This is a genomic window from Chitinilyticum aquatile DSM 21506, assembly GCF_000430805.1.
GTDB classification, from domain to species: Bacteria; Pseudomonadota; Gammaproteobacteria; order Burkholderiales; family Chitinibacteraceae; genus Chitinilyticum; species Chitinilyticum aquatile.
On the sequence record NZ_AUMS01000004.1, the window covers coordinates 376,049 to 400,655 of the forward strand.

Below are 24,607 nucleotides of genomic sequence, written 5' to 3' on the forward strand. Positions count from 1 at the left end.
TCTCCTCGTCAGAACAGGGCGTTGAACACAAAACCGACCAGCAGGATGCCCAGCGCGACGATGCCGGCAAATACTGCGATCAGGCGGATCGAGAGCACTTTGCGCAGGATGATCATTTCCGGCAGCGACAGCGCGATCACCGACATCATGAAAGCCAGCACCGTGCCGAGCGCCGCGCCCTTGCCCAGCAGCGCCTGCACGACCGGAATCATGCCGGCCGCATTGGAATACATGGGAACGCCGATCAGCACTGCCAGCGGCACCGACCACCAGGCTTCCTTGCCCATGATGCCGGCGAGCAGCTGTTCCGGCACATAGCCGTGGATGCCGGCGCCAATGGCAATGCCGGCAAGCAGATAGGGCCAGACCTTGCCGACAATCTCGCGCACATTGCGCCAGCCCTCCTGCAGGCGTTCCGGCCAGTCCGGTGTTGATGAAGCACCGGCCGGCGCTGCGCCGATACCGTAAACCCAGGGTTCGACCCAGTGTTCGAGCCCGAGCTTGCCGATTACATAGCCGGCGACGATGGCGACACTGAGCCCCAGCAGCAGGTAAGCCAGCGCCACCTGCCAGCCGAACAGGCCGAAGAGCAGCGCGAGTGCGACTTCGTTGATCATCGGTGCGGCAATCAGGAAGGAAAAGGTCACGCCCAGCGGTACGCCGGCGGTGAGAAAACCGATGAAAAGCGGAACGGCCGAGCAGGAGCAGAAGGGAGTGACGATGCCGAGGCTGGCCGCCAGTACATTGGCCAGAAAATTGCTGCGCCCGGCAAGCAGCGCGCGCGTGCGCTCGGGGGTAAAAAAGGTGTGCACCACCCCCATGATGAACACCACCAGCGTGAGCAGCAGCAGGACTTTCGGAGTGTCATACACGAAAAAGCGCACGGCCTCGCCCAGATGGCTGCGCGGCTGCAATGACAGCACGCCGAAGCTCAGCCAGTCGGCAAAGCGCTCCAGCTGCGAATAGAGCAGTACCCACAGCAGCAAGGCTGCAGCGCTGACGCTCCACATTCGCCTGTCCATGCCCAGTTTGCCGGCAACATGGGACTGCCCGGTGCAACAGTTGCCGGTAGGTGGCGATTCGTGATCGGTCATGATCACTCCAGTCCAGTGCAAAAATGGTATCCGGTCAGCATGCGCTGCGGCATGCTGGATACCCTTGACCGCCATCAAATATACATGCGGAAAATCGCATGTATTAGCGGCCGTTGCGCCGGCAGGGCAACCGTGCCAGATCATCGTGCAGCTGTGTGGCAGTGGCCGGCTCCAGCAGCAGGTCGTCGAGCAGGCGGCAAGCCCAGCGCGGTAATTCAGGATGGAGCCGGTAGTGCGTCCATGTGCCTTCCTTGCGCCAATCCAGCAGACCAGCGGCGCGGATTTGTGCCAGATAGCGCGAGACTTTCGGCTGCGGCAGGCCGAGTACGCCGGTGAACTGGCATACGCACACTTCATCCTGCCGGCAGAGGATGGCCAGAATGCGGCGTCGCTGCGGGTCGGCCAGTGCCTGGAACAGCTTGTCGATGACGATCATGGAGATATATATGCGGTTTTGTGGATGAAGTTTGCAGTATGGGAGCAGCCATGTCGACCCCCGCAGCCTGCCTTGTTCCATTAAGCGGGCGAAACCGGCTGGATGCTTCGTGGCAGTGGCGCAGAGATGCATCCTTCCTGTTGCCAGGAGATGACCATCAATTTCCTTGGGTATATTGATGCAGACAATTATTTCAAATGGCTGCATGGCAATAGGCTTAGGGGTATGAATCAGGCGCCGTGCGCCGGCTGATCTTCCTCCGAATCCTTTGCACAGATGACGCGGTTGCGACCGGCGGCCTTCGCCTGGTAGAGCGCCTGATCGGCCAGCCCCAGCAGTTCGCTGATCGGCTGATGGCGGCCGGCCGGTTTGTGCGTGACGCCGATGCTCAGCGTCACATGCGGATGACGTGCCGTGCGGCAGTGCGGGATGTGCAGGGCTTCAACGTCGGCGCGGATGCGCTCGGCAATCTGCAGCGTCTGTTCCTGCGAGGCATCGGGCAGCAGGCAGCAGAATTCCTCGCCGCCATAGCGTGCGGCCAGATCGCCCTGCCCGCGCAGCGCGGCGCGCATCACGTCGGCGATGCGCTGCAGGCAGTGATCGCCGGCCGGATGGCCGAAGCTGTCGTTGTAGCGTTTGAAATCGTCCACATCGGTGAGGATCAGCCCAAGGCTGCGGCTGTGCTGCTCGGGGTCGGGCAGCAGGCTGGCGAGGCGGTCGAACAGGAAGCGGCGGTTGGCAAGTCCGGTCAGCACGTCGGTTTGCGACAGGGCCAGCAGGATGTCCTTGCTGCGCTTGAGCTCGACATGGTTGCGCACGCGGGCACGGACGACGGCAGGCGTGAAGGGCTTGGTGATGTAATCGACCGCGCCTGCTTCGAGGCCGCGTGTTTCTTCGTCCGGGGTGGCGAGCGCGGTCAGGAAGATGACCGGAATGTCACGGGTGACCGGATCGGCCTTCAGTTGTGCGCAGAGCGTGTAGCCATCGGTGCCCGGCATCATCACGTCCAGCAGGATCAGCTCGGGCAATTGCTGGGCGATGCGCTGCAGCGCGCCTTCGGCATCCAGTGCAAAGCGGATTTCGTAGTCGCTGCCCAGCAGTTCGTCGAGCAGTTCGATATTGCTCATCTGGTCGTCGACCACAAGGATGTAATGCGAGTCGGCAGTCATGGCGAGGCCTCCTGTGATGCAATCAGCTGCTGCAGCGCCGCGCGGGCGGCGGGGTAGTCTAGACTGGCCAGCGCACGGCCGACCGGCTGCAGCAGGGCATGGATTTCCGGGGCCTGCTGCAGCAGTGCTTCGTACTGCCGACGTGCGCGCAGGCTGTTGCTGTCCAGTGAATGGCGCAGGGCCTGCAGCTCGGCATCCAGCGCGGCGGGTATCCGGCTCAGCTGCGGACCGGCGGTGCCGCCGGGTTCTGCTTCGGGCGGCAGCACGGCAAGGATCTGCTCGCGCAACTGCGTGAAACACTGGAGCAGCGGCTGGTAATTGATGCCTTCATCCTGCCGGCGCAGGGCCTGCTCCAGCCCGGTACTGATACGGAACAACTCATCGAGCCCCAGCGTGCCGGCTACGCCGCGCATGGCGTGCACGCGTTCGAGCAATTGCTGGCTGGCCTTGGGGCCACGTTCGAGCTGGGCAAACAGCGATTCCTGTTCCTGGAAGAAACGCCGCAGCCAGTTGTTGTAGCGCGGGGTGTTGAAATTCAGCCGCGGCAGGGCAGCGCTGACATTGATCCCCAATGTGCCCAGCTGCGCCAGCCACGGCGGCTGCTTGCCGGTACTGCTCTGTGCGCTGGTGCGCGCGATCAGCGGTGGCAGTGTCCTGCCACGTGCCAGCTGGTAATCGATGGCGTGCTGCAGTGTGCGCTGCAGTGCATCGGGGTCGAGCGGCTTGATCAGGTATTCGTCGAGCCCGGCGTGCGCGCCGGTTTCCTGCTCGCGCTCCGAGGCATTGGCGGTGAGTGCGACGGTAAAGATACCGGGGTCGCGCACCGGCAGTCCGGGAAGCCCGCCCTGGCGCAGGTGGCGGATGGCGGTCATGCCGTCCATCACCGGCATGCGCCAGTCCATCAGTACCAGATCGAAATCGTCGCGTGCCAGTGCCTCCAGTGCCTGCCGGCCGTTGTCGACGACGACGATATCCATTCCCATCTCGCCCAGCAGCGTTTGCACGAGCAGCTGGTTGGTGTGAACGTCTTCGGCATAGAGCACGCGCAGCTGGTGGGTCAACGGTTTCTCCGTGTTGCCGTCTTCGCCGAGAATGCCGGCCATCTCGGTCACCGGCAGCGGCAGCTCGACACGGAAGGTGGTGCCTTCGCCGGGAGCACTGGTCACGCCGATGCTGCCCTGCATCAGCTGAACGAGGCCGTGGCTGATCGCCAGCCCGAGGCCGGTGCCGCCGTAGCGGCGCGTGGTCGAGGTATCGGCCTGCTCGAATTTGCGGAACAGGTGCGAGCGCGTTTCCGCGTCCATGCCGATGCCGGTGTCGGCAATGCTGAACTTCACCATCGTGTCGTCGGCATACACCGTGAGTGATACATGGCCCTGCTCGGTGAACTTGATCGCATTGCCCAGCAGGTTGAACAGGATCTGGCGCAGGCGCACCGGATCGCCGAGGTAATGCACGCGCGGCAGGTAGCGCGTATCGACGGTGAAGCCGATTCCCTTGGCCTGCGCCTTGGGCTGCATCAGCTTGCTCACCTGCGAAATGACCTGGTGCAGGTCGAAGGGAATGTGCTCCAGCGCGAGCTTGCCGGCGTCGATTTTCGAGGTATCGAGGATGTCGTTGATGATGTCGAGCAGCAGTTCGGCGCTTTCCAGCCCGGTTTCCAGCTGGCCCCGTGTTGTCGGGGTTAGTTCGGGCTGTTTTTTTGCCAGCCGCAGCATGCCGATCACGCCGGTCAGCGGCGTGCGGATTTCATGGCTGATCATGGCAAGGAAATCACTCTTGGCCTGATTGATCGCCAGCAGGGACTGACGTTCGGCCAGGTGCGCCGCCTGCTGACGGATGGCGTCTTCCTGCAGGCGCTGGCGTTCCTGTTCGGTTTTCAGCAGGCGCATGCGTGTTTCCATGCGGTGGATCTTGCGCAGGGTGCTGCCTTCGAGCTGGTTCACATTGCGCTCCTGCGCCATGCGGATGTTCAACTGCGTGTGGGCTTCGTAATGCAGCAGGGCCTGGCGGGGATTGCCGCGCGCTTCCTCGATGGTGGTCAGCAGCGCCAGGCACTTCAGCTCGTGAAACAGTGCCGCATTCTGCCGCGCGGCCTGCAGCGCATCCTGCGCCAGTTTCAGCGCGGCATCCGCCTGGCCTTCCTGCAGGCGGATGCGGGCCAGCCCCAGCAGGCAGGGGCTGAGGCACCAGCGCGCGCTGTAGCGCTCGGCCAGCACGATGGTGTCCTGGTAGGCATTCAGGGCGTTTTCCAGCTCGCCCAGCCCCAGCCAGGCATCGCCGGAATGCAGGCCGACTTCGGTGTACTCGGTGCCGGCAGGCAGCTTGCCGAGGTTGGCGCGCGCCAGCTCCAGATGCTGCAGTGCTTCGGCGTGCCGCCCCTGCTGGTTGTAATCGCTGGCCAGCCAGATGTGCAGCTTGAGCTGCAGGTAGGCATCATCGAGCTCCTGCGCATAATCGAGCGCTGTCAGGTGGTGGCGCAGCGATTCATCGTGCATGCCGTACAGCATGTAGATGCCGCCGATGCCGATGTAGATGTTGATGTAGGAAAGCAGCGATTCCTGATCGAGCGCCAGCTCCAGCCCGCGCCCCCAGCAGCGCAGCGCCAGATTGGGCTGGCCCAGCGTGTAGTAGACCTTGCCCAGCACATCGGCAATCAGCAGCTGGGCATGGGCATCGCGGCTGCGCTCGGCAAGCTGCATGCCGCGCTTCAGGCGCTCTTCGGCTTCCGGAAAGCGCCCCATTTTTTCGAGTGCTTCGCCCTGATGAAAGAGCGCCAGCGCTTTCTGGCTCATGCTGCCGGGCTGCTGCTCCAGTGCTTCGGCCAGTAGCAGTGCCTGAGGGTAGTCGCGGGCATCACTGTGGCGCAGCCGTTCGATCTGCCCGAGCAGATGCGATGTGTCAGACATGGCTGATCTCCTGTGCCAGCTCGCGGGCCAGCTCGTCCGGATCGTTTCTCTGTTTCAGGCTGAATCGGCAGTGTGGTGCACCGTGACGCTGCCAGGGATAGGCGTGCAGGCTGTCCAGCAGCGCACGGCTGAACTGGCCTAGCATGGCATCCTGCCGCGACGGCAGGATGAGATAGCGCCCCGGTGTCTGCTCGATCCAGAGGTCGCTGGGCGAACAGTGGTTGTCGATCAGCCGGCACAGCAGGTCGCTGATGTGCAACTGCGGTCTGGGTGTGCAGTGCAGTTCCAGCACGGACTGTCCGGCAGGCGCGTGCTGCAGGCGTGCCACCAGAGTGCGTTTCTGGCGGCTGTGCGCTTCGGGCTCCATCCAGCCCACGTGTTTTTCCAGCTGCATGCGCAGGCGCAGCAGCCGGCTGATCGTGTTTTTCAGCTGTTTTGGTCCCATTTTTTTCTGTCCGGAGTCCGGTTGGCTGAGCCCGGCCAGCCGTGCTGCTTCCTCGCGTTGCAGCCATTTCAGTGCCTGCGGCCAGTCTTCGCGCTGGCAATGGATGCGGTAATGGCACTCGCAAAATTGTGCTGCAATGTCATGACCGCTTTGCCAACAGGCCGGCTCGGCGGCCCCGAGCAGCGCCAGAGCCGCATCGGCTTCGTGGCAGGCCAGCAGGTGATCGGCGTAATACCGGACCACGCTGGTCAGCCCCCACAGCAGCTGCCTGTCCCTGGCCAGCGTGAATGCGGCCTGGTAGTACTGGCGTATCTGCTCTGCCGGGCTGCCCAGCTGCTGGCCGCAACGTGCAAGGAAACAGTGCAGTTCGACCTGCCAGGTGGGATCGCCATGCTGCCAGACTGCACTTTCTACCTGCCGCAGGATGGCTTGTGCGCTGTCCGCCTGGCCTTCGCGCAGCAGCTGTTCGGCCAGCAGGATGCCGGCCTTGGCGATCAGCTTGCCGTGGTTGATCCAGCGGGCGAGCTCAAGGCCGGTACGGAACATCGGCAGGCTTTCCGAGTGTGCACCCTGCGCGAGAAAAATCTGCCCGACATACAGATAGCTTTCGATCGCTACCGGGTAGTCAGCCAGGTCGATGGCGAGCTCGATGGCGTCGATGGTCGATCTGACCGCCAGGCATAGCTGCCCGCGCGCGAGATGGCCGACCCCCAGCTGCATTCTGGCGCGGACCAGATAATCCATGTCGCCCTGCTCCTGCAGGGTAAGGCAGGCCTGCCGCAGCATATGGCAGCCCTCGGCATTGCGCAGGGTATTGAGATGCGCGATGCCCTGCACGAGGCGTGCGCGCCCCAGCTCGGGATGCTGCTGGGCCGTCAGGGTACGCAGCAGCGTGTCGAGCCCGGCTTGCTCCGGTTCTTCGCCGCGCTCCAGCTCCGCTTCCAGCGCGTCGAGCTGCTGCGCGTATCCATTGCTGTTCGCCACTTGCCCCTCCCGCCCCGGTAGCAGCTGCAGGGCAGCATCGCGGCTGATTCGGACCAGCACCGGCTGCGGCGGTTCAAGCGCGTGCCAGCGCCAGGGGAAGCAATCCAGTGCTGTTTCCAGTGTTTCCTGCAGGCGGGCGAGGCTGGTGGCATCCTGCTGCATCGGGTAGATCAGATAGGCATGCGCCTGCAGGCAGAGCCAGAGATTGTCGTTTCCCAGCTCGCGCCAGAGGATGCGGTGCAGGCGCTGCTCGGCGAGATCCGGGCTTTCTGCATCGGGCCTGACCGTCAGGTGCAGCAGCGTCGTCCCAGGCGGGGCGCGCAGGCAGCGCATGCGCATCTGCTGGCTGCGCACGCCGACTTCACCGGGAGCGAAGAGATTGGCCATGTATTCGAATTCGCCCATCATCTGGGTGATCTTGCGGCGGATGTGCTCCAGACGTGGCCGGTGCAGCGGCGAGCCACCAGCTGTCTGCGCCATGCCGTGCTGCAGCAGCGTGAGCATCAGGGTCTCGTACTGGCGCAGATAGGTGAGTGCCTGGCCGTAGTCGCCCAGCTCGCGGCAGCTCCGGCACAGCAGCTGCAGCGATTCGCGCTGCAGAAAGCCCATGTCGAACTGGCGGGCACCATCCTGCATGTCGAGCAGGATGCCTAGCGCATCCGCCGGGCGGCCGGTTTCCAGCAGATAGCGGCCGTAGTTGATGGAAGTGACGGCGCGGCTCCACAGGGCGTTCATCGCGCGCGCCAGCGCAAACATGCTTTCAAAATACAGCCCAGCCAGCTCGTGCTCCCCTAGGTGCAGGTAGCACACACCGATGTAGTTGCCGCATTCGACCAGCCAGGTCATGTCGCCGTGGCGCAGCAGGCTGGGTTCCGACTGCCGCAGGATGCGCAGCGCCTCGCGGTGGTTGTCGCGCAGGATCAGGTTGCCGGCAAGGAAAATGGCGCTCTTGCCGATCTGCTTGTGGTCGTTGATTGACAGCGCCAGCCGGTGGCCCAGCTCCAGCATGCGGCGGGCGTCCTCGTTCATTCCCATCATGCCGTAGGACTGCGAGATACTGATGAAGGCCTCGATGGCGACGCTGATCTGGCCGCGGTTGAGCGCTACTTCGATGGCCGTGGCGTAATCCTCGGCGGCGACACCGTTGCGCTTCAGGCTCATCTGGATCAGGCCGCGCTGGAGGTAATGCTCGGCGAGCAGGTGCAGCGCGTTTTCATTGCGGATGCACTGCAGCGCCTGATTGCTGGCCAGCAGTGCCTGCGGGTAATTGCCGACGCCCCACAGCATCTTGGCGTGCAGCAGCCAGGGCCTGGCCATTTCCGGCGCGTGCAGTTCGCGGCAGCGGGCCATCAATTGCTGGCTGCTGGCCAGTGCCACATTGATGTCCAGCAGGAACTGGTCTTCCAGCAGCTGGCATGCCGCGGGGAGATCGTCCACCCCGGCGGCGCTGATGTCGAGCATCGCATGTCTCCTCGCCCCGATTTTCTCGGTATAGCAAAGGCTTACGGCTTGCAGGAAAATCGCGTGCGGCGGCGTGGCCCGGTGGCAGGTGGCTTATTTATCCCTATGGGTATATGCCCATAGCCATTTCATTCAATGGGCTATGGGCATATACAGTGCCATGTATTTCGGGCGCTCAGGAGGCCGTTGCCAGCCGCTTGCCCCAGCCGACCACCTGGTCATCGCTGTAGCCCTGGCTGGCGTAGAACACCTGCACGTCCAGATTGTCGCGCCGGATCTGCAGATTGATCTTGCGTGCCCCCAGCGCCAGCAACCGGCGCTCGGCTTCCTGCATCAGGGCGGAGGCGATGCCGCGCCGCTGATAGTCCGGCAACACGCCCAGATAGTTGATCCAGCCACGGTGGCCGTCATAGCCGGCCATCACCGTGCCGACCACCCGGTCGTTCATGCTGGCCACCAGCAGCAGGTCGGGCTGGAAGGCGACCTTCATCGCGATGTCGTACTCCGGCGAGCTCCAGGGGCGCAGCAGGTGGCAGGCTTGCCAGATGGCGAGCACAGCAGTGAGGTCGGCGTGGGTATAGGTGCGGATTTCCATGTCTCTCTCCTTGCGTTTATCCGTAGTGCGCGAGCGCCTGCCCGAGCAGATCGAGGCCGTGGCTGATTTCGTCGGCCGTGCTGTTCAGCGGCGGCATGAAGCGCAGGCAGTGCGGGTGCGGGGCATTGACCAGCAGGCCGGCATCCATGGCGGCATTGGCAATCAGCGGTGCATTGTTGCGGCCGAGCTCCAGCGCCCACAGCATGCCGCTGCCGCGCACTTCGCCCAGTGCAAACTCGCGTGACAGGCTGCGCAAGCCATCGGCAAGCGCTTCGCCGTGCAGCCAGGCACGGGTGAGGAATCCTGGCGCGGTCAGTGCGTCGATCATTGCCAGCCCGGCTGCGCACACCAGCGGGTTGCCGCCAAAGGTGCCGCCCTGGTCGCCCGGCTCGAAACAGCTCACCGCGTCGGTTGCCAGCAGCGCCGAAATCGGCACGCCGCCGCCCAGCCCCTTGCCCAGTGTCATGATGTCGGGCCGGATACCATGGTGCTGGTAGGCAAATAGCGGCCCGGTGCGGCCGCAGCCGGTCTGCACCTCATCGACGATCAGCAGCAGACCATGCTTGTCACACAATGCGCGCAGGCCCTGCATGAATTCGCTCGTCGCCGGAATCACGCCCGCTTCACCCTGCACCGGCTCGAGCATGATCGCCACGGTGTGCTGGCCGACCAGCTTTTCCACCGATGCCAGATTGTTGAATTCGGCCTTGGCAAAACCCGGCATCGTCGGCGGAAAGAGTGCATCCCAGCCCGGCTTGCCACTGGCGGCCATGGCAGCCAGTGTGCGGCCGTGAAAGGCTTTGCCAAAGGTGATGATCTGGTGTGCGCCGCCGCGATGCAGCCGCCCCCATTTGCGCGCCAGCTTGATCGCGCCTTCATTGGCTTCCGCGCCGGAGTTGGCAAAATACACCTGGTCGAAATCGCTGAGCTGGCACAGCCGCTCCGCCAGCTGCAGAGCCGGCGCATTGTGCAGTGCCGGGCTGGGAGTGAGCAGCGTGGCGGCCTGTGCGGCGAGCGCCGCCGCCACCGCCGCCGGGGCGTGCCCCAGTGCGTTCACCGCCCAGCCCTGCATCCAGTCGAGATAGCGGCGTTCGTTCGCATCGATCAGCCAGGCACCTTCGCCACGGATGAAAATCTGTGCCGGGCGGTGCGCGGTATTCATCAGGTGGTGGCGAGTGCTGGTCTGGCTGAACATGGTGTTTTCCTTTTGCGGGCTGAAAAAAAAACGGGCCACGGTGATTTACCGTGGCCCGTCTGGAGAAAACTGGGGAGGAAAAGTGGGGTGTTTAATCCGTTTTCCTGTGTGCCCCCGGCTGCATTTCCACAAACGCGCCTCGGCCTGCCGGTGCTCGGCGGGCCCAAATCGCTTTGATGGAAATGTGCTGGATGGCGTTCATGACTTCATCATGCCCAAAGTCGGAAAGGGCCGTCAACCGGAATGTTGCGATGCGACATTTTAAACGACACCCACTATGAAAAACGCCGCCCGCAGGCGGCGCTCAGTAGTGCTGGAAATGGCTTATTCGAGCGTGAAGATGTCGCGGTAGGCCCAGTACATCGCAGCCATCATCACCGGGAAGGCAACCAGGAAGCCAAGCCCGCAGGGGATCAGGGCGACGATGGCAATCAGGATGGTCAGCAGCACATACAGGGCGAGGCCGCCGAGGTTCTTCATCAGGCCGCTCCAGGTCGACTTGATCGCATCGATGCCGGACTGGTTCTGCAGCACCACGAGCGCCGGTGCGATGTAGAGAACCATGCTCAGCAGGATCAGCAGCGGCAGGAACACCACCACCAGCACGATGATCACGCCACCCATGCTGCCCAGTGCGGCCAGCAGTGCGGTGTCACTGCCACTGAACATGCCGCTTGCACCGGCCGTGCCGATGCCGAGCAGCACGACGATGAAGACGATCACGCCAAAGAGCATGATTACGCCCAGATAGATGGCGCCGATCACTGCGAGCTGGCCCAGCTTGTCATTGAAACCGGCAAACAGGTGGCCCACGGTCAGCTCGTCGCCTTCGTCGAGCGCCTGGCAGCCCAGATAGATGCCACCGACCAGAATCGGCGTGGCCAGATACTGGATGAAGCTGCCGACAAAGGGAACAAAGGCCGTGGCCATGTTCACCAGCATGTAAACGATGAACAGCAGAATCCACGGGCCGGGAGCCTGCTTGAACATCTCCCAGCCGCTGCTGATCCATTGCGTGGCATTGCCGGCTGCGACACGGCGGCCCTCGGGGGTGAAGTTGCTTTCGCTGTAGACCGGGGTCTCCAGCGAAGCCTGCGGTGCGGCGTAGGGATTGTTGAAGGATGGCTCTTGCTGGCTCATGGGATGCTCCGTGATGAAGGCTGTTCGTCAGTTTCCGGCAAGTGTAAGACGGAAGGTCGGGTTTGCGTGAAAAATCTCGGATCACCGTTTCGGTGCTGTGTAAATAATACCAATGCCTTATGCTAAACGATTGAGTTTGCTGGGTTTTACATCCGGAAATCTGAGCTGGCGCAATAAGTTGCCTGCCATGCGGTAATATAGTTACGTAGCATAATTTGCCCCGCGTCCAACCGGCGTGCGGCTTGCTCTTGTCCTTCTCATCGTCGCGGCGGCTCACAAGGCTGTACTGGATACCACGTCATGCAAATTCTACTGATCACCCCCACCCGGCAGGAAGTTGGCCTTACCTCGGTTTCGCTCGGCGTTGTCCGCGCGCTGCAGCGACAGGGCTTGCGCGTCGGCTTCGTCAAGCCGGTTGCCCAGGATCACAACGACAATGACCGCTCGCAGCTGTTTGCCAGCCGCATTTGCCAGATCGACAGCCCGCAGGCGCTGACGACCGATGCGGTGATGGCGCGGGTCACGGCCAGCCAGAATGACGAACTGCTCGAAGACATCGTCAGCCTGTGCATGCAGGCGGCACAGGATGCCAGTGGCGAAAAGGTCGACGTGCTGGTGGTGGAAGGCCTGCATATCGACGCCAGCCATCCGTTTACCGCGCGGTTGAACGCCGACATTGCCTGCGCGCTGCACGCCGAAATGATTCTGGTGGCCAGCTCCGAGCAGTCCGGCTCGGTCAGCGAGGTCAAGGTTGCGGCAAGCGAGTTGCGCCAGGAAGGCTGTGCGATTGCCGGCGTGATCTTCAACAAGGCCTGCGAGGCCTTTGACGAAGCGCGCGCCCGCGCCGAGCTGGATATTCCGCTTTGGGGTGTGGTGCGCTTCAAGTCCGAACTGATGGCCCCGCGTTCGCTCGACGTCGCGCGCCATCTCGACGCCGAAATCATCAACAAGGGTGACATCAAGCACCGCCGTGTGCGCGAAACCGTGGTTGCCGGGCGCTCGGTGTCCGAAGTGATCGAACGCCTGCAGCCCGGTGCGCTGATCATCAGCTCGGGTGACCGTGACGACATCATGCTTGCCACTGCGCTGGCCGCCAGCAATGGCGTGCAGCTCGCCGGTCTGCTGCTGACCCACGGCAGTACCGCCGACAAGCGTGTGTTTTCGCTCACGCGCAAGGCCTTCGATACCGGCCTGCCGGTAATGCGCGTCGAAACCGACAGCTTCTACACCACATTGAACGTCAGCCGCCTGCCGTCGGCTGTACCGGCCGATGACTTCGAGCGGATGAATGCGGTGCTCGACACCGTTGCCGAGCAGCTCAGCGTCGATGCCATGACCGCCTGCGTGCGCCTGCCGGGCACCACGCACCTGTCGCCGCCGGCCTTCCGCTACCAGCTGATCCAGAAGGCTCGTGCCGCGAAGAAGCGCATTGTCCTGCCGGAAGGCGACGAGCCGCGTACCGTCAAGGCTGCCGTGATTTGCCAGGAAAAGGGCATTGCGCAGTGCGTGCTGATCGGCAAGCGCGCGGAAATCGAAGCCGTGGCCGCCGCCCAGGGCGTCGTGCTGCCGGAAGGGCTGGAAATCCAGGACCCGGATGCCGTGCGTGAAAACTATGTCGATGCCATGGTCGAGCTGCGCAAGAGCAAGGGCCTGACTCCGGGCGCCGCGCGCGAGCAGCTGGCCGACAATGTGGTGCTTGGCACCATGATGCTGGCCACTGACGATGTCGACGGCCTCGTTTCCGGCGCCGTGCACACCACAGCCAATACCGTGCGTCCGGCTCTGCAGCTGATCAAGACCGCACCGGGCCAGTCCATCGTCTCGTCGGTGTTCTTCATGTTGATGCCCGACCAGGTGCTGGTGTATGGCGATTGCGCGATCAACCCGAGCCCGTCTGCCACCGAGCTGGCCGAAATCGCACTGCAGAGCGCCGACAGTGCGAAGGCCTTCGGTGTTGAGCCCCGGGTGGCGATGATCAGCTACTCCACCGGCAAATCCGGTGCTGGTGCCGAAGTGGAAAAGGTACGCGAAGCCACCGAGCTGGCCCGCGCCAAGCGCCCCGACCTGCTGCTCGACGGCCCGCTGCAGTACGATGCCGCTTCGGTGAAGGATGTGGCCGCGCAGAAGGCGCCGGGCAGCACCGTTGCCGGTCAGGCTTCGGTTTTCGTGTTCCCGGATCTGAATACCGGCAATACCACCTACAAGGCGGTACAGCGCAGCGCCAACGTCATCAGCATCGGCCCGATGCTGCAGGGCCTCAGAAAGCCGGTCAATGACCTGTCGCGCGGCGCACTGGTCGACGACATCGTGTTCACGATTGCGCTGACTGCCATCCAGGCCGCAGCGATGACGGCAGCAAAATAGCAGGTATTGCTCTGTAGCCTTTAGATATAAATGGCTACAGGCATATACCTATGAAACGGCCGCGCTTGCGGCCGTTTTTCATGGCGGTCTGATGAGTTCAGTTCTGCTGCAGTGGCAGCACGAGGGTAGCGGTAAACCCGTCTTCCGCGTTGGCAAACTGCAGCTCGCCGCGATGCGCTTCGGCAATCGCCCTGACCAGCGCCAGGCCCAGCCCGTTGCCGGCGGCGGAGCGGCTGCTGTCCACGCGGAAGAAGGGCTCGCCGAGGCGGGCAAGTAGTGCTTCGGGAACGCCGGCACCGGCGTCGCGCACGGTGAGGTGGCCGTCGCCGACTTCGACTGCGATCGGGCTGGCGCCGTAGTTCAGCGCATTGCCGAGCAGATTGCTGATGGCGACGAACAGCAGTTCACGGTCTCCGGACAGCCGCGACGGAGTACCGCGCAGCACGAGCGAGCCGCCACGGTCGTCAGCGAGCGGTTGATAGAGCGACACGGCATCGTCGGCGAGCTCCAGCAGGTCCAGCGTTTCGAGCTGCAGCGGCTGGCTGCCGGATTCCAGCCGGCCCAGCCGCAGCAGGGCGGCAAAGATGCCCAGCAGCTGGTCGGTCTTGCCAAGCAGCGCCAGCCAGTCCTCGGCGCTGACGCTGGCCTGGGTGCTGAATTCCTGCAGCTGGTTGCGCAATTCGCCCAGCGGGTGGCGCAGATCATGGGCAATCGCCATTGATGTATGGCGGGCGTATTGCAGCAGCTTCTCCTGCTGGTCGAGCATGGCGTTGATTTCTGCGGTCAGCGCGGTGAGTTCGTCGCTGGCACGGTCCTGTGGAATCCGCGCCTGCAGCTTGCCGGCCCGGATGCGCCGTGTTGTCAGTACGATCACATTCAGGCGGCGCCGGATCAGGCGGGTGAACAGCAGGCTGCACAGGATGGCCGTGACAAACAACAATGCGCTCAGCCACAGATAATGCGTGAGCAACTGGCGCCCGACCTCTTCATAAATGGCATGGCGGCCGACCAGCAGGCGGTAGTCGCCATAGAGCAGGAAGACTTCGGCGACGACGTGGTCGCCCCGTACCGGGTCGGTAAAGGTGACCGAGGCTTCGTCGCGCACCGGCACACCGGCGGGCCACGCTGGCAGATTGCCTGCCAGGCTGGTGCCCAGCGGCGACATCAGCAGGTAGACACTCTGCCCGTCCTCCAGCTGGGCGCGGCGCTGGATCGATTGCTGCAGGCCGGTCAGGCCTTCTTCGCGGTAAATGGCTTCCAGCAGCGAGATTTCGTCGCGCAGCGCGGTGCGGAATTCGTTCAGCAGCGCACGATGTGCATCGCGGTAGGCCAGTGTGGCGAAGGCGCCCATGGCGAGCGACAGCAGCAGGGAAAACAGCAGCAGATAGCGGGTGAACGGATTGCGCCAGGCGCGGCCGAGCGAGGCCGGGGTCATTCTACGCTGTTGCCCAGCCGGTAGCCTGCGCCGCGGATGGTCTGCAGCAGTGGCTCCTGGCCATCGCCATCGATCTTCGCCCGCAGCTTGCTGATATGCACGTCGATCACATTGGTGCCGGGGTCGAAATGGTAATTCCACACCCCTTCCAGCAGCATGGTGCGCGTGACCACGTGGCCGGCGTGGCGCATCAGGTATTCGAGCAGCTGGTATTCGCGTGGCTGCAGGTCGAGCTTGCGGCCGCCCCGCCTGACGGTGCGCGAGAGGCGGTCGAGCACCAGATCACCGACTCGCAGCTGGTGGCTTGCCTCGGTGGGCTGCGCCTGCCGGCGGCGCGCGAGCGCATCGACCCGCGCCAGCAGTTCGGCGCTGCTGAAGGGTTTGCCCAGATAATCGTCGGCACCGGCACGCAGGCCTTCGACACGATCATCCACTTCGGCCAGTGCGGTCAGCAGCAGAATTGGCACCTGGCTGCCCGAGGCACGCAGCGTGCGCAGGATGGTCAGGCCGTCGACCTGCGGCAGCATGCGGTCGAGCACGATGACGTCGTAGGGTTCGGTGGTGGCGAGAAAAAGCCCGGTCTTGCCCTCGCTGGCGACGTCGACGGCATGGCCGCCCTCGCGCAGGGCCTTTTCGGTGTAGTGCGCCTGTTGTGGCTGATCTTCGACAAGCAGGATGCGCATGGCAGGATGGGCGGGTTGGTTAGGGGGTGTTGCCGGAGGGCCCGGCTTCGAGTCGTTGCACCGCAGTCTCGGGCATGGTCCGGTTATCAACCAGTGAGGGCTCGATGCTGATCAGTGTACAGCGTTTGTCGGCGCCAGGAAAAATCGCTTGCCCGGTCTGCAAATGCCCTTTGCGGGTAAGCAGAATCAGGGTTTGGCCGGCCTTGGGGCTTGGGCATGCGCTGCTCAACGTCAGCCGCCAGGCTTCCTGTTTGCCAGTCCAGATTTCCACCTGTCCGGAAGGAGTGACCTGCCAGTGTGCATGCGCCGGTAGCCGAATCTGTTCGCGCCAACCGGCTTGCGATGCAATTCCCGTGACCAGCAGCGCGGCAAAAAGATGGGGCATGCTCTCAGTCTCCGGCCGGTTGGAAAAAAGCCTTGCCAGGTGGGAGTCTGGCAAGGCAGGTGAAGCGAAACGGAAGCGAGGAGCTGCTGTTTTGCCTGGGAGTTACTTGCTGGCCGGCTTGGAAGCTACTGCAGAGGCTTTCTTCAGATTGGCCTGTGCCTTCTGGGCTGCGCTGGCTGCACTGGCGTGTTTCTTGGCCTGTGCCTTTTGAGCAGCGCTTGCTGCGCTGGCGTGTTTCTTGGCTTGGGCCTTCTGGGCCGCGCTGGCTGTGCTGGCGTGTTTCTTGGCCTGTGCCTTCTGGGCGGCGCTTGCTGCGCTGGCGTGCTTCTTGGCTTGAGCTTGCTGCGGCGCGCTTACGTGGTGTTTCGCGGTCTTGTGGTGCTTGGCCGGGTGGGAGGTGGTAGCGGCAAATGCGCCAGCGCCGAAAGTGGCCAGAGCGCTTGCCAGGATGATGTGTTTCAGTGCGTTCATGTGAGTCTCTCCGTTGAGGTTCGGCCCAGGGTGAGCCTCGGGCTTGCCTTGCAGTATGCGCAGGCCTGGCTTGGGCGGAGCTCAACGGAGGATTAACAATCGTTCAGGAAGGGCGCGACGCTGCAGTCTCGATCACGCGCGCCATCTGGCTGAGCGGCAGGATCTGCACCACGGCATCGAGCCCGATGGCCTCCTTGGGCATGCCGAAGACCACGCAGCTTTCGGCATCCTGCGCGACGGTGTGGGCGCCGGCATCGCGCATTTCCTTCAGGCCGCGTGCGCCGTCCTCGCCGATCCCGGTCAGCAGCATGCCGATGGCGTTGTGCCCGGCGAATTTTGCGCCCGAGCGGAACAGCACGTCGACCGAGGGGCAGTGTCGAGTGACGGCCGGGCCGGCGGTGACATCGACGGTGTAGAAGCCGGCCTGGCGTTTGATCATCAGATGTTTGCCACCGGGGGCGATCAGCGCATGCCCGTTGCGCAGGCGGTCACCGTGCTCGGCTTCCTTCACGGTGATCTTGCAGAGCTGGTCGAGCCGGCGCGCGAACGAACCGGTTAGGTTGCCGGGCATGTGCTGGACGATGGCGATCGGCGGGCAGCGCACAGTGAGCTTTGCCAGAATTTCCTCCAGCGCCTGCGTGCCGCCAGTGGACGCACCGATGAGCACGATGCGTTCAGTATTCTGCATGCGCATGCCGGCGACGGGAGGCGCCAGTACGGCATCGGCATTCTGCAGCTTGCGATCCATCGTGGCGCTGCTTGGCGCGGCCGGCCGCAATGCGCTGACCCTGGCGCGAGCCGCTTCACGAATTTGGCTGGCCAGCGAGCTGATATCGGTCTGCAGTTGCTGTGTGGTTCCCAGTGCCGACTTGGGCATCACATGCAGCGCGCCGGCCCGCAGCGCCTCGATGGCCTTGGGTGAGCCCTGCTGCGTGACGTTGGAGAGCACGATGACGGGGGTCGGGCGCTCGCTCATCAATTTTTTCAGGAAGGTGATGCCATCCATGCGCGGCATCTCCAGATCAAGCACGATCACATCCGGCCATTCGCGCGCCAGCATGGTTTGTGCCTGGATCGGGTCGGCTGCCGCGGCGCTGACGCGGATATCGCGGGTGCGTGCGAGGGTTTCGGTCACGACCTGGCGCACCACGGCTGAATCATCCACCACCATTACCTTGATCATGGGCTGGCCCCGACTTGCTCATTTGTCCATGCAGCCATTATGGGAAGGAAGTCCGGCGTAAAGCCAGACAGGGATTTCCGCAAGCCGTTGTGTGGCAGGGCAGGAACGTGGTGGCCTTTTCTTATTCAATTTTATTGAATGCTACGAGCTTTATTTTTCGACCTCTGTGGCATTGAAGCTGCCTAGAATTGTGTTCATCTGATCATTTTTTTGAAGGAGCCGAGCATGGCCCGCCTGCCCACCCTCTTTGTCGGTCATGGCGCACCGACGCTGCTGCACGATGCCGTGCCAGCCCGTGATTTTCTGGCCACGCTGGCGGCGCGTCTGCCGCTGCCGCGCGCGGTCGTGGTGGTCTCCGCCCATCATGTCAGGCAGACGACTCGTATCGGTATCAGCGCGCACTGGCAGGAATGGCACGATTTTGGCGGTTTTCCGGCTGCGCTGTATGAAGAGCGCTATCGCCCGGCCGGTACGCCGGAGCTGGGCCTGCAGCTGGTGACCGGTTTGCGCGAGCAGGGCTTCGATGTGGCGGCGGAAGACGATGGCCGGCTCGATCACGGCGCCTGGGTGCCACTGAAGCTGGCCTGGCCGGAGGCAAATGTGCCGGTGATCACGCTGTCGCTGTCTTCTGGTCTCGACAGTGCCGGGCATCTGCGGCTGGGCCAGGCGCTGGCAGCCATCCTGCCTGATGATGTGCTGCTGCTGGCTTCCGGCAGCATGACGCACAATCTGCGCGAGGTATTCAGCCATGACATGGATGATGCCGCAGATCCTTACGTTGCTGCGTTTTCTGACTGGGTGGAGCAGGCCGCCACTGCCGATCTGCCCGGCGAGCTGGCGCAGTGGCAGACACTGGCACCGTATGCCCGGCGTGCGCATCCGACGATCGACCATTTCCTGCCGCTGCTGGTGGCACGCGGTGCAGCCGGGGCCCGCGCGACGGTCGGGCGCTGGCATGACAGCACCACTTTTGGCGTACTGGGCATGCAGGCACTGGCCTTTGTTCCGCAGGCGGAGCTTGCCGAAGGTGCATGAAGTGAGCTGTACCACGGCATGAGCCGTACCCGGGGCAAGCCACCGTCGCCTGCCTGTCATGATTTGTTATGATGGTGCCATCCAAATTGACATCAGGCAGGGGCGAGATGCAGATCGGCAAGTACCAGATTCGTTCTAGGCTGGGTGGCGGCGCGACCGCCGATGTCTATCTGGCCTGGGATCCTTTCCTGCGCTGCGATGTGGCGCTCAAGCTCTTCCGTGCTGATGTGACCGGCAACCCTGAAGCTGCCGCGCGCGTGCGCCACATGTTCCTGAACGAAGCACGGCTGGTGCGCGAGCTGCATCATCCCTGCATCGTCAATACGCTGGATGCCGTGCAGGATGGCCAGCATTCCTATGTGGTGATGGAATATGTCGATGGCGTGCCGCTGTCAGTCCATGCGCAGCCGCAGACGCTGCTGCCGCTGGATACCGTGCTGCAGATCGGTTTCCAGTGCTGCATGGCGATGCACCACGCCGATCAGCACGGGCTGGTGCATCGTGACCTGAAACCCGACAATCTGCTGCTCAGCAAGAGCGGCGAAGTGAAGATCACCGATTTTGGTGCCTCCTGCCTGCAGGGCAATGCCGGTGAAGCGAGCCGCATGATCGGCACGCCTTATTACATGTCGCCCGAGCTGGTCGCCGGCGGCGAAGTCGATGCCCGTTCCGACATGTTTGCGCTGGGCGTGGTGCTCTATGAGCTCCTGACCGGCAGCCGCCCCTTCGAGGGCGAGAACGCGATGAGTACGCTCTACCAGATCAGCCATACGCCACACCAGTCGCTGCGTGCGCGCCGTCCCGACTTGCCGGCAGCGCTCGAACTGCTGCTGGAAATCGCCCTGCAGAAAGACCCGGAAGCCCGCTTCCCGACCTGGAAAGCCTTTGCCGATCACCTTTCGGCCATTGACCAGACCGTACGCAGTGCACGCGAGGAACTGTCGGACCGCGAGAAATTCCTCTTGCTGCGGCAGAACCGTTTTTTTCAGAGTTTCAGCGACGCTGAGCTGTGGCAGGTATTGCGCATCGCCAGCTGGCATCTGCTGACTCCGGGGCGCGTACTGATGCAGGAAGACCAGCCTGGCAATTCCTTCTCCATCCTGCTGCAGGGCAAGGCAGCGGTGAGCCGGGCTGGGCAGACGCTTGCCACGCTCCGTCCCGGCGACTGCATGGGTGAAATGGCCTACATCACGCCGGAAAAACCGCTGCGCCGCGCCACGGTCGCCGCAGTGACCTCGGTGCTGGTGGTGAAATTCCGTCGCCGCTCGATCGAGGGGTCGCCGCAACTGCAGTCACGCTTCGAGCAATGCTTCCTGCGCCTGCTGGTCGCTCGCCTTGAGGAAACCAACAATCAGCTCGTCGCCGCGTTCTGAGTAGCAGCATGGCTGTGGCATTTTGCGGGCTACTGCAGCCGGCACTGTGACAAGCCGGCAGCGCCTGTGCTTGAATCAGGGTTTGCCCTTATTCGACCGCGCCGCCATGACTGCACCCGATCCGCACAGCCACCGCCCCCTGAACGGCAATGATTACCGCACACTGGGGCTGGCCGCCCTGGGTGGTGCGCTCGAATTCTACGATTTCGTGATCTTCGTGTTCTTTACCGTCGTGCTGGGGCAGCTGTTTTTCCCTCCCGACATGCCGGACTGGCTGCGTCAGGTGCAGACCTTCGGCATTTTTGCTGCCGGCTACCTGGCTCGGCCGCTGGGCGGCATCATCATGGCCCACTTCGGCGATTTGCTGGGGCGCAAGCGCATGTTCACGCTGAGCATTTTCCTGATGGCGGTGCCCACACTGCTGATGGGCCTGCTGCCAACTTATGCCGCCATCGGGATCTGGGCACCGATCCTGCTGCTGGCGCTGCGCATCCTGCAGGGCGCCGCGATTGGTGGCGAGGTGCCGGGGGCATGGGTATTCGTGTCCGAACATGTGCCGTCCCGTCATGTGGGCTTTGCCTGCGGCACGCTGACCGCCGGGCTCACGGCCGGTATTCTGCTGGGCTCGCTGGTGGCCACCTTCATAAACCGTAGCTACAGCCCGTCCGAAATTGCAGGCTGGGCCTGGCGGATTCCTTTCATTCTGGGCGGTGGCTTTGGCCTTCTGGCCATGTACCTGCGCCGCTGGCTGCATGAAACACCGGTATTTGCCGAACTGCAGGCGCGCAAGGCGCTGGCCGGGGAATTGCCGCTGAAGGCCGTTCTGCGCGATCACAAACAGGCCGTGCTGCTGTCGATGCTGATGACCTGGCTGCTGTCTGCTGCGATTGTCGTAATGATCCTGATGACTCCGCCGCTGCTGCAAAAGCAGTTCGGCATCCTGCCGGCGGTCACGCTGCAGGCCAACAGCATGGCGATTCTCGCGCTGACGCTGGGCTGCATGCTGGCGGGCTGGATCATCGACCGCATCGGTGCCGGGCTGACCTTCATTGCGGGTTCCCTGCTGCTGGGGGCCTGCACGCACCTGTTCTACAGCGATGTAGCCGCTGGCGCTACTCATCTGTATGCGTATTACACGCTGGCGGGGCTCAGTGTCGGCATTGTTGGCGCGGTGCCTTTCGTTATGATCTGTGCCTTTCCGCCCGCCGTGCGTTTCACCGGGCTTTCGTTTTCCTACAACGTGGCCTATGCCGTGCTGGGCGGGCTGACGCCGCTGATGGTGTCGCTGTGGATGAAGAGCAATCCGCTGGCTCCCGCGCATTACGTGATGGCGCTGGCCGGGCTTGGTGTGTTGCTGGGCGTCTGGCTGCTGCGCTTGCGGCCGCAGCCGGTATTGGCGGTGCAGGCCGCTTGAAGCACCATCGAGCCGCTGGCCGGCCCGTCTGCCTGAGCGTTCTTGAGCCTTGAGGGCGGCTACCCGCCCTAGTCTCCGTTCGCGTCGTATTCGCGCGTTTCGTCCTCGCACAGGCCCACTTCGATGCGAAAGGCGCTTACGCCACGGCTCTGTGCGAATTCCAGCTGCCTGACCCACAAAAACAGCTCGGTCTGCAGTGCCGCATCCTCGCAGGCCGGGTTGCCCGCCAGCGTCCCGATGGTCATCAGGCCGTCGCTGATGGCGTGCCAGTCGTGGCGCAGCTCGTTCTTCGCCTGGCCCCCCTGGTCCAGATACTGGCTGAGCGGCTTGACGCCCCACTCCTGTGCGATGTCTTCCAGCATCGCCAGTGCGGCAATGAGCTGGCTGCCGGCACGCGGGCCGGGTGTGGTGACCGGCGGGTCGAAGGCAAGATAGAGTCCGGGCTGCATGGTGTGGTCCATCAAACAGGAAAGAAACACGGGCGGAGCCGGCGTGACCCGGCAAAGTCGCATGGTGCGCAAACGCAGCCACGCTGGCAAGTGTGCAGCCGGCGTCTGGCCTATCATGAAAGTCCTGCGCCGCCCGCATACCGGCACTCTGCCTTCCCGCATGAAACGCTTGTCTGCCTTGCTGCTGCTGGCGCTGGCCGCCTGTGGCACTACTCCGCCGCCGTCTGCCGTCATTGTGCCGGTCGAGCCGGAAATTGCCTCCGCGCCCGCCGAGGTCTTTGCCAGCGCACCTGCCGCTGATGTTCCCGCTGCCGGACCGCTGCGCGCCGGAATCATCGCGGCAGCCATCCGGGAGTGGGAATACTTTGGCCAGCAGACCGTCGTGATCAGCGACGGGGAAGAAAGCATCCCGCACATGGGCATCTGGGAAGATGAGGACCCCGAACACAGCGCGCGAATCAATCAGTACTGGCGCAGCGTTGGCAGTGCGCGCCTGTCCGGGTACGACTGCCGGGAGCCGTGGTCCGCCGCCTTCATCAGCTGGGTGATGCAGCAAGCTGGCGTGGCGAAATCACTGTTTCCGCCTGCCGGTGCCCACCGCAGCTACCTCAATCACGTGCTGGCCGGCGCAGACAAGCCGGAAGCCCTGCTGCGGCCGCATCCGATCCGGCAGTACCAGCCCCGGCCCGGCGATCTGCTGTGCACCACGCGGGGCCGCAATCCTCCGGATGAAGCGCCGGAAACCTTGCCTGTCAGCCTTGCCATGCCGCTGCACTGCGATATTGTTGTGGCGCGCGACGGGCAGCTGCTGGAAGTGATCGGTGGCAATGTGCGCAATTCGGTTTCGAAGACCATCCTCACCCTGTCGCCGGAAGGCTATGTGCAGTTCTCCCGCCTGCGGCCGTGGTTTCTGATCATCGAAAACCGGCTGGACTGATGCGACAGGGAGGATGGACAAATGATCAGGTTCGTTCATGGGTATTGCCATGCAGCTCTTTGTTTTAAAGGGTTGCGTGGCAATACCTGCTAATGCTGCTGGCGTGCCGGCGTTGCTTGCCACCATGCCGGGCGACTTGCCGTTTTCTTGCATAGACTGGACAGGGCAGGTGGATCGGCCGGCCTGCCTTATTTCGGGAGCGTAATGCGATGGAACACAATAACAAAGCCCTGATCCTGATTGTCGATGACGACGCGATCATCCGGCAGGTCGTCTCGCGGCTGTTGTCCGAGCAGTACCGCGTTGAAGTGGCGGAAGACGGCGAGCAGGGGCTGGCACGGGCTCGCGAACTGCTGCCCGACGGCATGATTGTCGATATCCAGATGCCCAGGATGAATGGCTTCGAGTTGTGCGAGGCCCTGCATGCCGATATGGAGCTTGCTGGCATTCCGGTGATGCTGATGTCGGCGGCGGAAAACAAGGATGAATTGCTGAGGGCTTACGACGTCGGCGGCGATGGCTACATCACCAAGCCGATTGATCCCAAAGCTTTGCGGGCCAAAATCACCTATATGCTTGATACCCAGCGCGAGCGCAAGGCGATGCAGGATCAGATCAGCTACGCGACGAGCACGGCGTTTACCGCCATGAGCAGCATGAGCGAAACCGGGCTGGTGATGGAATCGCTCAAGCAGTTCAATTCGTGCGAAACCACGCGCGACCTGGGCGAGCAGATCATGCTGGCGCTGGGGCAGTTCGAGCTGGATGGCGCGGTGCAGCTGGCCGGCAGCGAAGAGCTCGTGGCGCTGAACCGCAAGGGGCCGGCGACGGATGTCGAGCGCTCGATCTTGCAGCATGTGGCCAGCATGGATCGCATCCAGCAGTTCACCCGGCGGCTGGCGATCAACTTCCCCGGCATCAAGCTGCTGGTGAGCAATATGCCGATTGGCGATGAAGAGCGCTGTGGCCGGCTGCGCGACAATCTGGCCATTCTGGTCGAGGCTGCCGAAAGCCGGCTGGAGGCCATCAAGGTCAAGGCGTCGCTGCTCTCGGCTCAACGCAAGGTGGCGATCGTCAACACCATTCAGTCCCTCACCCGCGCCTTGCTGGAAATCGACATGCAGCAACGCGAGGGCAAAGCCAATCGCACGATGATTTTCAATGAAACAATGATGCGGCTGGAAGAATCATTGTCCGCGTTCAGCCTGTCGGAGCGGCAGGAGCAGAACCTGCTCAATATTGTGCGCGAAGCCTGGGAGCGGGTGGCGGCAACGTATGGTGACGAGGCCGAGTTGCAGGACCGTCTGACGCATATCGTCCGCGATCTGCAGCAGATGGCTTCGGTCTGATCCTTGCACCGTCAACGGATCGCATGCGGAATTCAGACGCGACCTCGCCCGGACCGGATGAGCGGCGCCGCACAGGTGCAGCCTGCGGCCTGAGCAGTGAA

21 protein-coding genes are annotated in these 24,607 nt (G+C 63.3%); 7 read left to right on the forward strand and 14 right to left on the reverse strand.

Translation table 11 applies throughout. The features are described 5' to 3' along the window. Positions 1-8: 8 nt before the first annotated feature. From H559_RS0104620 to H559_RS0104650, 7 genes are all read right to left on the reverse strand, one after another. A complete protein-coding gene (locus H559_RS0104620; RefSeq protein WP_081412871.1) occupies positions 9-1,094 on the reverse strand; it encodes a permease in 1,086 nt (361 codons plus the stop codon). Between the two features lie 103 nt (positions 1,095-1,197). Next, the gene (locus H559_RS22900) at positions 1,198-1,530 is read right to left on the reverse strand and encodes an ArsR/SmtB family transcription factor (RefSeq protein WP_028451726.1); all 333 of its coding nucleotides are present in this window, start codon (positions 1,528-1,530) and stop codon (positions 1,198-1,200) included. Positions 1,531-1,760: 230 nt separating this feature from the next. Next, positions 1,761-2,699 (reverse strand): diguanylate cyclase domain-containing protein, encoded by a 939-nt coding sequence (locus tag H559_RS0104630; protein ID WP_028451727.1) that lies wholly within the window; start codon positions 2,697-2,699, stop codon positions 1,761-1,763. Then, on the reverse strand, positions 2,696-5,608 hold the full coding sequence (locus H559_RS21445; RefSeq protein WP_051278936.1) for an ATP-binding protein: 2,913 nt from the start codon (positions 5,606-5,608) through the stop codon (positions 2,696-2,698). The genes H559_RS0104630 and H559_RS21445 overlap by 4 nt, the downstream gene beginning before the upstream one ends. Continuing rightward, positions 5,601-8,498, reverse strand: coding sequence for a tetratricopeptide repeat protein (locus H559_RS0104640; RefSeq protein WP_028451728.1), 2,898 nt, complete (start codon positions 8,496-8,498; stop codon positions 5,601-5,603). The genes H559_RS21445 and H559_RS0104640 overlap by 8 nt, the downstream gene beginning before the upstream one ends. A 175-nt stretch (positions 8,499-8,673) precedes the next feature. After that, a complete protein-coding gene (locus H559_RS0104645) occupies positions 8,674-9,093 on the reverse strand; it encodes a GNAT family acetyltransferase (RefSeq protein ID WP_028451729.1) in 420 nt (139 codons plus the stop codon). Positions 9,094-9,109: 16 nt separating this feature from the next. Then, positions 9,110-10,288: an acetylornithine transaminase gene (locus H559_RS0104650; RefSeq protein ID WP_028451730.1), complete on the reverse strand. Its 1,179-nt coding sequence runs from the start codon at positions 10,286-10,288 to the stop codon at positions 9,110-9,112. Between H559_RS0104650 and H559_RS22550 the strand changes: the two genes are divergently transcribed. Beyond that, positions 10,269-10,553 (forward strand): hypothetical protein, encoded by a 285-nt coding sequence (locus tag H559_RS22550; RefSeq protein WP_155845291.1) that lies wholly within the window; start codon positions 10,269-10,271, stop codon positions 10,551-10,553. The two genes, H559_RS0104650 and H559_RS22550, sit on opposite strands and share 20 nt — an antisense overlap. A gap of 59 nt (positions 10,554-10,612) precedes the next feature. On the opposite strand, the gene H559_RS0104655 is transcribed toward H559_RS22550, so the two are convergent. Then, a complete protein-coding gene (locus tag H559_RS0104655; RefSeq protein ID WP_028451731.1) occupies positions 10,613-11,428 on the reverse strand; it encodes a BPSS1780 family membrane protein in 816 nt (271 codons plus the stop codon). Positions 11,429-11,728: 300 nt separating this feature from the next. On the opposite strand from H559_RS0104655, the gene pta reads away from it, so the two are divergent. Further along, on the forward strand, positions 11,729-13,792 hold the full coding sequence (gene pta / locus H559_RS0104660) for a phosphate acetyltransferase (RefSeq protein ID WP_028451732.1): 2,064 nt from the start codon (positions 11,729-11,731) through the stop codon (positions 13,790-13,792). A 97-nt stretch (positions 13,793-13,889) separates the two neighbouring features. Here the strand turns inward: pta and H559_RS0104665 are convergent, their stop codons facing one another. From H559_RS0104665 to H559_RS0104685, 5 genes are all read right to left on the reverse strand, one after another. Then, a complete protein-coding gene (locus H559_RS0104665) occupies positions 13,890-15,227 on the reverse strand; it encodes a sensor histidine kinase (protein ID WP_028451733.1) in 1,338 nt (445 codons plus the stop codon). Continuing rightward, positions 15,224-15,910, reverse strand: a complete 687-nt coding sequence (locus H559_RS0104670) for a response regulator transcription factor (protein WP_028451734.1) — start codon at positions 15,908-15,910, stop codon at positions 15,224-15,226. Before H559_RS0104670 ends, H559_RS0104665 begins: the two co-directional genes overlap by 4 nt. A gap of 19 nt (positions 15,911-15,929) precedes the next feature. Next, positions 15,930-16,295: a hypothetical protein gene (locus tag H559_RS0104675; protein ID WP_028451735.1), complete on the reverse strand. Its 366-nt coding sequence runs from the start codon at positions 16,293-16,295 to the stop codon at positions 15,930-15,932. A 102-nt stretch (positions 16,296-16,397) separates the two neighbouring features. Further along, positions 16,398-16,766 (reverse strand): hypothetical protein, encoded by a 369-nt coding sequence (locus H559_RS18990; RefSeq protein ID WP_051278937.1) that lies wholly within the window; start codon positions 16,764-16,766, stop codon positions 16,398-16,400. A 103-nt stretch (positions 16,767-16,869) separates the two neighbouring features. Beyond that, complete coding sequence (locus tag H559_RS0104685; RefSeq protein ID WP_028451736.1) at positions 16,870-17,949, reverse strand: protein-glutamate methylesterase/protein-glutamine glutaminase; 1,080 nt, start codon at positions 17,947-17,949, stop codon at positions 16,870-16,872. A gap of 225 nt (positions 17,950-18,174) precedes the next feature. On the opposite strand from H559_RS0104685, the gene H559_RS0104690 reads away from it, so the two are divergent. The 3 genes from H559_RS0104690 to H559_RS0104700 all read left to right on the forward strand — a co-directional run bounded on the left by H559_RS0104690 (position 18,175) and on the right by H559_RS0104700 (position 21,771). Continuing rightward, entirely contained in the window at positions 18,175-18,984 is an 810-nt protein-coding gene (locus tag H559_RS0104690; RefSeq protein ID WP_028451737.1) for a dioxygenase family protein, read from the forward strand. A gap of 107 nt (positions 18,985-19,091) precedes the next feature. Further along, the gene (locus H559_RS0104695) at positions 19,092-20,357 is read left to right on the forward strand and encodes a protein kinase domain-containing protein (RefSeq protein ID WP_028451738.1); all 1,266 of its coding nucleotides are present in this window, start codon (positions 19,092-19,094) and stop codon (positions 20,355-20,357) included. Between the two features lie 106 nt (positions 20,358-20,463). Then, positions 20,464-21,771, forward strand: coding sequence for an MFS transporter (locus tag H559_RS0104700; protein ID WP_028451739.1), 1,308 nt, complete (start codon positions 20,464-20,466; stop codon positions 21,769-21,771). A 68-nt stretch (positions 21,772-21,839) separates the two neighbouring features. Here the strand turns inward: H559_RS0104700 and H559_RS0104705 are convergent, their stop codons facing one another. Then, positions 21,840-22,220 (reverse strand): hypothetical protein, encoded by a 381-nt coding sequence (locus H559_RS0104705; protein WP_155845292.1) that lies wholly within the window; start codon positions 22,218-22,220, stop codon positions 21,840-21,842. Positions 22,221-22,335: 115 nt separating this feature from the next. On the opposite strand from H559_RS0104705, the gene H559_RS0104710 reads away from it, so the two are divergent. Beyond that, positions 22,336-23,157, forward strand: a complete 822-nt coding sequence (locus tag H559_RS0104710; protein ID WP_051278956.1) for a DUF2272 domain-containing protein — start codon at positions 22,336-22,338, stop codon at positions 23,155-23,157. A gap of 209 nt (positions 23,158-23,366) precedes the next feature. Then, entirely contained in the window at positions 23,367-24,506 is a 1,140-nt protein-coding gene (locus H559_RS0104715) for a response regulator (protein ID WP_028451742.1), read from the forward strand. Positions 24,507-24,607 lie beyond the last annotated feature (101 nt).

Excerpts from the sequence above, each read along its gene's own strand:
- H559_RS0104620 (WP_081412871.1), bottom strand. The coding sequence starts at position 1,094 with ATGACCGATCACGAATCGCCACCTACCGGCAACTGTTGCACCGGGCAG.
- H559_RS22900 (WP_028451726.1), bottom strand. The coding sequence starts at position 1,530 with ATGATCGTCATCGACAAGCTGTTCCAGGCACTGGCCGACCCGCAGCGA.
- H559_RS0104630 (WP_028451727.1), bottom strand. The coding sequence starts at position 2,699 with ATGACTGCCGACTCGCATTACATCCTTGTGGTCGACGACCAGATGAGC.
- H559_RS21445 (WP_051278936.1), bottom strand. The coding sequence starts at position 5,608 with ATGTCTGACACATCGCATCTGCTCGGGCAGATCGAACGGCTGCGCCAC.
- H559_RS0104640 (WP_028451728.1), bottom strand. The coding sequence starts at position 8,498 with ATGCTCGACATCAGCGCCGCCGGGGTGGACGATCTCCCCGCGGCATGC.
- H559_RS0104645 (WP_028451729.1), bottom strand. The coding sequence starts at position 9,093 with ATGGAAATCCGCACCTATACCCACGCCGACCTCACTGCTGTGCTCGCC.
- H559_RS0104650 (WP_028451730.1), bottom strand. The coding sequence starts at position 10,288 with ATGTTCAGCCAGACCAGCACTCGCCACCACCTGATGAATACCGCGCAC.
- H559_RS0104655 (WP_028451731.1), bottom strand. The coding sequence starts at position 11,428 with ATGAGCCAGCAAGAGCCATCCTTCAACAATCCCTACGCCGCACCGCAG.
- pta (WP_028451732.1), top strand. The coding sequence starts at position 11,729 with ATGCAAATTCTACTGATCACCCCCACCCGGCAGGAAGTTGGCCTTACC.
- H559_RS0104665 (WP_028451733.1), bottom strand. The coding sequence starts at position 15,227 with ATGACCCCGGCCTCGCTCGGCCGCGCCTGGCGCAATCCGTTCACCCGC.
- H559_RS0104670 (WP_028451734.1), bottom strand. The coding sequence starts at position 15,910 with ATGCGCATCCTGCTTGTCGAAGATCAGCCACAACAGGCGCACTACACC.
- H559_RS0104675 (WP_028451735.1), bottom strand. The coding sequence starts at position 16,295 with ATGCCCCATCTTTTTGCCGCGCTGCTGGTCACGGGAATTGCATCGCAA.
- H559_RS18990 (WP_051278937.1), bottom strand. The coding sequence starts at position 16,766 with ATGAACGCACTGAAACACATCATCCTGGCAAGCGCTCTGGCCACTTTC.
- H559_RS0104685 (WP_028451736.1), bottom strand. The coding sequence starts at position 17,949 with ATGATCAAGGTAATGGTGGTGGATGATTCAGCCGTGGTGCGCCAGGTC.
- H559_RS0104690 (WP_028451737.1), top strand. The coding sequence starts at position 18,175 with ATGGCCCGCCTGCCCACCCTCTTTGTCGGTCATGGCGCACCGACGCTG.
- H559_RS0104695 (WP_028451738.1), top strand. The coding sequence starts at position 19,092 with ATGCAGATCGGCAAGTACCAGATTCGTTCTAGGCTGGGTGGCGGCGCG.
- H559_RS0104700 (WP_028451739.1), top strand. The coding sequence starts at position 20,464 with ATGACTGCACCCGATCCGCACAGCCACCGCCCCCTGAACGGCAATGAT.
- H559_RS0104705 (WP_155845292.1), bottom strand. The coding sequence starts at position 22,220 with ATGCAGCCCGGACTCTATCTTGCCTTCGACCCGCCGGTCACCACACCC.
- H559_RS0104710 (WP_051278956.1), top strand. The coding sequence starts at position 22,336 with ATGAAAGTCCTGCGCCGCCCGCATACCGGCACTCTGCCTTCCCGCATG.
- H559_RS0104715 (WP_028451742.1), top strand. The coding sequence starts at position 23,367 with ATGGAACACAATAACAAAGCCCTGATCCTGATTGTCGATGACGACGCG.